The following is an 8,514-nucleotide window of genomic DNA, read 5'->3' as shown; positions in this document are numbered from 1 at the left end:
CGAACTCAAYTTGCCTGACACACTGGGTTGTCAGGTTTTAGGGCCGCTTCGCGCCCCAGCGGGAGCAAGCTCCCTCGCCACAAAGGCTTTCTGGCCCGGCAGCAAATCTTCGTTGCCTGACCTGGCCTCATCGCCCCCCTGCCCGGAACGCTACCCGGGCGGATCTGACAGGCCACTGCCTATGTGGCGAGGGAGCTTGCTCCCGCTGGGCTGCGCAGCAGACCCAAGGCAGTCGAACTCAACTTGCCTGACACACTGGGTTGTCAGGTTTCAGGGGCCGCTTCGCGCCCCAGCGGGAGCAAGCTCCCTCGCCACAAAGACCCATTAGTCCCCGTCTCGGGTGACCGCCGGTCGGCATCGAAAAATAATTTCAAAAAAGCGCGCCGTCAGAAATTGCCTACGGATGAATACCAGTTCATTCGACAACCATCATCACAGGCGGCACTCTTTGCCTTCGAATCGACGCCCTCTAATACCACTTTAATCCCACCCCACCGAAACCCTCCAAAAAACCGTCTAAACCCAGGCCAAGCAGCGTTGACATGGTATTCAAGTGGTATTAGCTTCCACCCCACTTACCGGGCGACAACAACTCAACAACCGCATCGGACACCCACATGAACGATATCCTGGCCCTGCGCCCCGACGACACCCAACCCACGCCGCTGTACCTGCAATTGGCGCGCAACCTGGAGACGGCGATTCATGCTGGCCAGTGGAAAGCCGAGCAGGCGATGCCGTCCGAGCGCAGTTTGAGCGAGCAACTGGGCATTTCCCGGGTTACCGCGCGCAAAGCCTTGGAGGTGTTGTTCGACCAAGGGCTGATCCGCCGCAACCAGGGTTCGGGCACGTTCATCACCCCGCGCCTGGAACAACCGCTGTCCCGCCTCAGCGGCTTCAGCGAGATGCTGCGGCTCAAGGGCTTTGTGCCCGGGTCCCAATGGCTGGAGCGGGACATCACCCCGCCGACCCACGAAGAATTGATCCGCCTGGGCCTGTCGCCCACCGACAAAGTCGCGCGGCTCAAGCGCCTGCGCAAAGCCGACGACACGGTCATGGCGATCGAAATGAGCACCCTGCCCGCTTCGATCATTCCCAAGCCGCAAGCGATTGGCGATTCGCTCTACGAATTTCTCGACAGCATCGGCAAGCCCGTGGTGCGCGCCCTGCAACACATCCAGGCGATCAACGCCTCGGATGAGTTCGCCGCCCTGGTGGGCATCGCCCCCGGTACCGCGATGTTGCTGATGACCCGGGTCGGCTACCTGGAAGACAACACCCCCATCGAAGTCACCGACACCTATTGCCGCAACGACTACTACGACTTTGTCGCAGAGCTGCGGCGCTAGACGACCAGAGAATCCTTCATGTCCGAAGACAACATCCTCACCGCCAATGGCTGGGTTCGCGGCCGCCTGCTACATGAGCACGGCAGGGTCGTGTCCGTCGAAGGCCAACCCTGCGATCCATCCAGCAATGACCTGCCCTACCTGCTGCCCGGCTTCATCGACCTGCATGTGCACGGCGGTGGCGGCAAGGACATCATGCAAGGCGCCGCGGCGTTTGAAACCATCGCCCGCACCCACGTGCGTTTCGGCACGACTTCGCTGCTGGCCACCACCATGACCGCGCCCAGCGAAGAGATCACCCAGGTGCTCCAATCCCTCGGCGAATTCTGTGAACAGCGCCCGAGCGGCAGCGCCCGGGTCTTGGGCGTGCACTTGGAAGGCCCCTACATCAATCCCGGCAAGCTTGGTGCACAACCGAATTTCGCCCACACCGCGCTGATGGCCGAGGTGGAAGCTTATCTGGCCCTGGCGCCGATCCGGGTGATTACCATCGCCCCGGAGATCGCCGGCCACGATGCCTTGATCCGTGCCCTCAGCGCTCGCGGCGTGCGCATGCAGATCGGCCACACCCTGGGCAGCTACGAAGAAGGCGTCGCGGCACTGGCGGCCGGTGCGACCAGTTTCACCCACCTGTATAACGCCATGAGCCCGCTACATCACCGCGAACCTGGCATCGTCGGCGCGGCGCTGGCCCATGCCCAATATGCCGAGTTGATTCCGGATCTGCTGCACGTACACCCCGGCGCCATGCGCGTGGCGCTGCGTTCGATCCCGTGCCTGTATTGCGTCACCGACTCCACCGCCGCCGCCGGCATGCCGGATGGTGAATACAAGCTGGGCAGCCACACCGTGACCAAGTGCCTGGGCGGTGTACGGCTGGCCGATGGCACATTGGCCGGCAGCACCCTGACGATGGACCAGGCCCTGCGCAACCTGGTGAAAATCGGCCTGCCCATCGCCGAAGCGTCCCAGCGCCTGTCGCAATTCCCCGCCGACTACCTCGGCCTGCCCGAACGCGGTCGCTTGCAACCGGGTGCCTGGGCCGACTGCGTGCGCCTTGACCGTTCCCTGACCCTGACCGACGTGATGGTCGAAGGAGAAGCCATTTGACTTCCAAAATGCTTGAGGAGGCGCTGGCCTCGTTCGAAGCCGTCGAACGCCAGTTGCAACAGTTGGACCCGGCCTTGCTGGAGATTGCGGGACGCCTGCGCCGTCAGCCGCCGCAAGTGGCGATGACCGTCGCCCGCGGCAGTTCCGACCACGCCGCCAGCTACTTCGCTTACCTGACCATGCAGCAACTCGGCTTGCCGGTGGCCTCGTTGCCGATGTCGGTGGTGACCATGCAACAGGCGCCGCTGAAAGTCAGCGGCCAGGTGGCGTTCGGGTTTTCCCAATCGGGACAAAGCCCGGACCTGGTGAACAGCCTGCGCCTGTTGCGCAAACGCGGTGCCTTGAGCGTGGCCCTGGTCAACGCCACCGATTCGCCCTTGGAAGCGGCGTGTGAATTCAGCGTGCCACTGTGTGCCGGCGTCGAAAGCAGCGTCGCCGCCACCAAGAGTTTTATCGCCACCCTCAGCGCCAGTGCGCGGTTGGTGGCCCACTGGAAAGACGACGCCGAACTGCTGGAGGCCGGCGATGCCCTGCCCGACGGCTTGCGCGCGGCCGCCCGCCAGGATTGGCACACCGCCGTCGAAGCCCTGCGCGACTGTCAGCGATTGATGGTGATCGGCCGGGGCGCCGGGTTCGCCATCGCCCAGGAAGCAGCGCTCAAGTTCAAGGAAACCTCGGCGATCCAGGCCGAAGCCTTCAGCAGCGCCGAGGTTCGCCATGGGCCGATGGCGCTGATCGATGAAAACTACCCGCTGCTGGTCTTCGCTCCGCGCGGTGCCGAACAGGCCGGCGTGTTGAGCCTGGCCGCGGACATGCGCCAGCGCGGCGCCCGTGTGCTGTTGGCGGCGCCCGATGACATCGCCGAACGCGACCTGACCCTGACCCGCGCTGAGCACCCGGCCCTGGACCCGATCCTGGCGATCCAGAGCTTTTACGGCATGGCCGCCAGCCTGGCCGTGGCCAGAGGCCTGGACCCCGACCAGCCGCGGCACTTGAGCAAGGTCACGCGTACGCACTGACCTGCTGATTTTTAGATAAGCGTTTGAAGAGAGCGAGCCCATGCCCAACAACAATAAAGAGCTGACCCTCAGCGCCCCGCTCAGCGGCCCGGTGCTCACCCTCGCCAATGTTCCGGACGCGGTGTTCGCCAGCGGTGCCATGGGCGACGGGATTGCCATCGACCCGCTGAACGACACGCTTTATGCGCCCTGCGCCGGCGAAGTGATTCACGTCGCCCGCACTGGCCACGCGGTGACCCTGCGGGCCGACAATGGCGCCGAACTGCTGCTGCACCTGGGCCTGGACACCGTCGAGTTGCAGGGCGACGGCTTTTCCATGCTGGTCAAGGAAGGCGCGCGGGTCAGCCACGGCCAGCCGCTGTTGCGCTACGACCTGGACAAGGTGGCGCAGCGCTGCAAGAGCCTGGTCAGCTTGCTAGTGATCACCAACGGCGAGCATTTCCAGGCGCGGCCCATCACGCTAAAAGCGGTGAAAGTCGGCGAGCCGCTGCTGCACATCCTCGCCAAGACGTCGAACCGGACGCAGGATCAAGAGCAGGACGTCAGCCTCGAAGTGTTCGGCCAGGTCCGCATCGCCCATCGCGGCGGCCTGCACGCCCGGCCGGCGGCGCTGATTCGCCAGACCGCCCAGGGCTTCAAGAGCCGCTCGCACCTGCATTTCGGCGGCAAGTCGGCGTCTTGCGACAGCGTGATGGGGATGATGGGCCTGGCCGTCACCGAGCACGCCGAAGTACACGTCAGCAGTCGTGGCAGCGATGCCGAGGCGGCGCTGCAAGCCTTGCTGGCAACCTTGTCCACAGCCCTGGCGGAAGAAACCCAGGCCGTGGCGCCGCCTACCAACCCGCACCGTAGAGCCGCTGAAGACGGCGTGCTGCACGGCGTGTGCGCCGCCCCTGGCCTGGCAACCGGCCCGCTGGTTCGGTTGAAGGGCATCCAACTGCCGCCTGACCCCGGCGGCCACGATATCGAAGACCAGCGCCGGCGCCTGAGCAATGCCCTGGAGCATGTCAGCCAAGAGATCCGCCTCACGCTGGACGACGCCAGGGCCCGACGCCATCGCGATGAAGAAGCAATCTTCAGCGCACATCTGGCGCTGCTGGAGGATCCGCTGCTGTTGGATGCCGCCCGAGTTTTCATCGAGCAGGGCAGCGCCGCGACGCACGCCTGGAGCCGTTCCATCGATGCTCAGTGCCAAGTGTTGCAGCAACTGGGCAACACGCTGCTGGCCGAGCGCGCCAATGACTTGCGCGATCTGCGCCAACGGGTCCTGCGGGCGCTGCTGGGTGAGGCCTGGCAATTCGACGTGCCGCCGGGCGCCATTGTCGCCGCCCAGGAACTGACCCCATCGGATCTGCTGCAACTCAGTGCCCAAGGCGTGGCCGGCGTGTGCATGGCCGAGGGAGGCGCCACCTCTCACGTGGCGATCCTGGCCCGAGGCAAGGGCCTGCCGTGCCTGGTGGCCCTGGGTGACGATTTGCTTGGCCGCGAACCGGGCACCTCGGTGGTGCTGGACGCCGACGGTGGCCGCCTCGAACTGGCGCCGAGTGCCGAGCGCCTGACCCAGGTGCGTCACGAACAAGCCCAGCGCACGGCCCGACGCGCCGAACAACACGCCCTCGCCCACACACCGGCGCAAACCCGTGACGGCATCACCGTGGACGTGGCGGCCAACGTCGCGTCCAGTGTCGATGCGGCCCAGGCCTTGGCAAACGGTGCCGACGGCGTAGGCTTGTTGCGCACTGAGTTTCTATTCGTCGACCGTCACACCGCGCCGGACCAAGCGGAACAACGCCAGGCCTATCAAGCCGTGCTCGATGCCATGGGCGACAAGCCGGTGATCATCCGCACCATCGATGTGGGTGGCGACAAGCAACTGGCCTACCTGCCACTGCCGACCGAGGCCAATCCGGTGCTGGGCTTGCGGGGCATTCGCCTGGCGCAGGTGCAGCCGCAACTTTTGGATCAGCAACTGCGGGCCTTGCTGCAAACCCGCCCGCTGAACCGGTGCCGGATCCTGTTGCCGATGGTGACCGAAGTCGATGAACTGCTACACATCCGCCAGCGCCTCGAAGCCCTCGCCACCGAAATGGGCGTGAACGAACGTCCGCAACTGGGGGTGATGATCGAGGTGCCGGCCGCTGCGTTGCTGGCCGAACAACTGGCTGAGCAGGCGGACTTCCTGTCCATCGGCACCAACGACCTTTCCCAATACACCCTGGCCATGGACCGCGACCACGCCGGCCTCGCCGCCCGGGTCGATGCCCTGCACCCGGCGTTGCTGCGGCTGATCGCCCAGACCTGCGCCGGCGCGGCGAAACACGGCCGCTGGGTTGGGGTGTGCGGCGCCTTGGCTTCCGATCCCCTGGCGACGCCGGTGCTGATCGGGCTGGGTGTGCGGGAACTGTCGGTCAGCCCGCCGCAGATCGGTGAGATCAAGGATCGCGTGCGCCATCTAGACGCCGTCCAGTGCGCTCGCCTCAGCGCCGAATTGCTGAACCTGGGCAGTGCCGATGCCGTGAGGCGCGCCTGCCATCAACATTGGCCCTTGGGCTAAGCCTCGTCGAAGAACAATAAAGGGAGAGACGCCATGTACCAGCACTTCATCGAAGGACTGCAACGCCTAGGCCGGGCGCTGATGTTGCCCATCGCGATCCTGCCGATTGCCGGCCTGCTGCTGCGCCTGGGCGACACCGATCTGTTGAACATCGCCATCATCCATGATGCCGGGCAGGCGATCTTCGCCAACCTGGCGATGATCTTCGCCATCGGCATCGCCGTGGGCTTCGCCCGGGACAACAACGGTACGGCGGGGCTGGCCGGGGCCATCGGTTACCTGGTGATGATCGCCACCCTGAAGGTGCTCGATGCGAGCATCAACATGGGCATGCTTGCCGGGATCATCAGCGGTCTGATGGCTGGTGCACTGTACAACCGCTTCAAGGACATCAAATTGCCGGAATACCTGGCGTTCTTCGGCGGGCGGCGCTTCGTGCCGATTGTCACCGGTTTCAGTGCCGTGGGCCTGGGCGTGGTGTTCGGCCTGATCTGGCCGCCGATCCAACAGGGCATCAACGACTTCGGCGCCCTGCTGATGGAAAGCGGCAGTTTCGGTGCCTTCGTGTTCGGGGTGTTCAACCGCCTGTTGATCGTCACGGGCCTGCACCACATCCTCAACAATATGGCGTGGTTCATCTTCGGCAGCTTCACCGACCCGCACACCGGCGCGGTGGTTACCGGCGACCTGACCCGCTACTTCGCCGGCGACCCCAACGGCGGCCAGTTCATGACGGGCATGTTTCCGGTGATGCTTTTCGGCCTGCCCGCCGCGTGCCTGGCGATGTACCGCAATGCGCTGCCCCAGCGGCGCAAGGTCATGGGCGGGATCTTGCTGTCCATGGCGCTGACGTCGTTCCTCACCGGCGTTACCGAACCGATCGAATTCGCCTTCATGTTCCTCGCGCCGCTGCTGTTCCTGTTGCATGCCTTGCTCACCGGGCTGTCGATGGCGATTACCGACCTGCTGAACATCCGCCTGGGCTTTACCTTCTCCGGCGGTTTTATCGACATGGTGCTCGGTTGGGGCAAGTCGAATAACGGCTGGCTGGTGGTGCCGGTGGGGCTGGTCTATGCCGTGATCTATTACACGGTGTTCGATTTCTGCATCCGCCGCTTCGACCTGAAAACCCCCGGCCGCGAAGATATTCCGGCCGGGGACAAACCGGCCATCGCGCAGAACCAGCGGGCCGGGGCCTACATCGAAGCACTTGGCGGTGCCGACAATCTGATCACGGTTGGTGCCTGTACGACCCGTCTGCGCCTGGACATGGTGGATCGCAACAAGGTGTCCGACGCACAACTCAAGGCCCTGGGCGCCATGGCCGTGGTGCGCCCCGGCAATGGCGGGAGCTTGCAGGTGGTGGTGGGACCGATGGCCGATAGCATCGCCGATGAAATTCGCCTGGCACTGCCTTCCTCCGACCACCCTGCCGCTGGGCCTGCGGCCGCTGTGGTTGAACCGACCACAGCAACCGCCGTGTCCGGGACCGAAGCGCAACAATGGCTGGATGCCTTGGGCGGCGGTAGCAATGTGTTGCAAGTCGAATGCGTGGCAATGAGCCGTTTGCGGGTGCGACTGGCCGATGGCAAAGGGTTGTCCGAAGGCCAGTTAAAGGCCTTGGGCTGCCAAGGGGTGAGCCCGCTGGACGGTGGCGTCTGGCACCTGCTGCTGGGGGAGAAAGCACCGGGGTTGTGGCAGGCGTTGGAAGAGGCAGTGCTGAGCCATAGGACGGATGTAAAAGCCTAGACCCCAATCTCTGTGGCGAGGGAGCTTGCTCCCGCTGGGGCGCGAAGCGCCCCCCTGGATCTGCCAGACACACCGAGTTGCCAGAGTGTGATTGGGGCTGCTGCGCAGCCCAGCGGGAGCAAGCTCCCTCGCCACGGGGTTCTGTGTACACCGGTGAATCGCTATCGCGAGCAAGCTCCCACAGATGATTTATGTTGTTCAACCTGTGATCCACACCACTCCCCGGAAAAACACAGTCCCCCGGTGTCGAGGGAGCTTGCTCCCGCTGGGGCGCGAAGCGCCCCCCCTGGATCTGCCAGACACACCGAGTTGCCAGAGTGATTGGGGCTGCTGCGCAGCCCAGCGGGAGCAAGCTCCCTCGCCACGGGGTTCTGTGTACACAGGTGAATCGCTATCGCGAGCAAGCTCCCACAGATGATTTATGTTGTTCAACCTGTGATCCACACCACTCTCTGGAAGAACACAGCCCCCCGGTGGCGAGAGAGCTTGCTCCCGCTGGGGCGCGAAGCCCCCCCCCTGGATCTGCCAGACACACCGAGTTACCAGAGTGTGATTGGGGCTGCTGCGCAGCGGGAGCAAGCTCCCTCGCCACGGGGTTCTGTGTACACGGGTGAATCGCTATCGCGAGCAAGCTCCCTACAGATGATTTGTGTTGTTCAACCTGTGATCCACACCACTCTCTGGAAAAACACAGTCCCCCGTGGCGAGGGAGCTTGCTCCCGCTGGGGCGCGA

The 8,514-nt window shown here is 64.5% G+C and carries 5 protein-coding genes; all 5 read left to right on the top strand.

All coding sequences use genetic code 11. The annotated features are described in order from the left end of the window. The first annotated feature begins 617 nt into the window (after positions 1-617). The 5 genes from AD663_RS04835 to nagE are packed head-to-tail and all read left to right on the top strand — an operon-like array spanning position 618 to position 7,781. On the top strand, positions 618-1,349 hold the full coding sequence (locus AD663_RS04835; protein WP_053213359.1) for a GntR family transcriptional regulator: 732 nt from the start codon (positions 618-620) through the stop codon (positions 1,347-1,349). 18 nt (positions 1,350-1,367) lie between these two features. After that, a complete protein-coding gene (gene nagA, locus AD663_RS04830; RefSeq protein WP_003178394.1) occupies positions 1,368-2,459 on the top strand; it encodes an N-acetylglucosamine-6-phosphate deacetylase in 1,092 nt (363 codons plus the stop codon). Beyond that, on the top strand, positions 2,456-3,478 hold the full coding sequence (locus AD663_RS04825) for an SIS domain-containing protein (RefSeq protein ID WP_157062704.1): 1,023 nt from the start codon (positions 2,456-2,458) through the stop codon (positions 3,476-3,478). The genes nagA and AD663_RS04825 overlap by 4 nt, the downstream gene beginning before the upstream one ends. A gap of 40 nt (positions 3,479-3,518) precedes the next feature. Then, positions 3,519-6,032: a phosphoenolpyruvate--protein phosphotransferase gene (gene ptsP / locus AD663_RS04820; protein ID WP_053213358.1), complete on the top strand. Its 2,514-nt coding sequence runs from the start codon at positions 3,519-3,521 to the stop codon at positions 6,030-6,032. A gap of 33 nt (positions 6,033-6,065) precedes the next feature. Continuing rightward, entirely contained in the window at positions 6,066-7,781 is a 1,716-nt protein-coding gene (nagE, locus tag AD663_RS04815; RefSeq protein WP_003178388.1) for an N-acetylglucosamine-specific PTS transporter subunit IIBC, read from the top strand. The last annotated feature ends 733 nt before the right edge of the window (positions 7,782-8,514 follow it).

The organism is Pseudomonas sp. Q12-87 (genome assembly GCF_001269755.1).
Classification (GTDB): Bacteria; Pseudomonadota; Gammaproteobacteria; order Pseudomonadales; family Pseudomonadaceae; genus Aquipseudomonas; species Aquipseudomonas fluorescens_S.
This window is presented reverse-complemented; position numbering and strand designations above follow the sequence as displayed.

Bases quoted from the DNA above. Each gene is read 5' to 3' on its own strand.
- ptsP (WP_053213358.1), top strand. From the start codon at position 3,519: ATGCCCAACAACAATAAAGAGCTGACCCTCAGCGCCCCGCTCAGCGGC.
- AD663_RS04835 (WP_053213359.1), top strand. From the start codon at position 618: ATGAACGATATCCTGGCCCTGCGCCCCGACGACACCCAACCCACGCCG.
- nagA (WP_003178394.1), top strand. From the start codon at position 1,368: ATGTCCGAAGACAACATCCTCACCGCCAATGGCTGGGTTCGCGGCCGC.
- nagE (WP_003178388.1), top strand. From the start codon at position 6,066: ATGTACCAGCACTTCATCGAAGGACTGCAACGCCTAGGCCGGGCGCTG.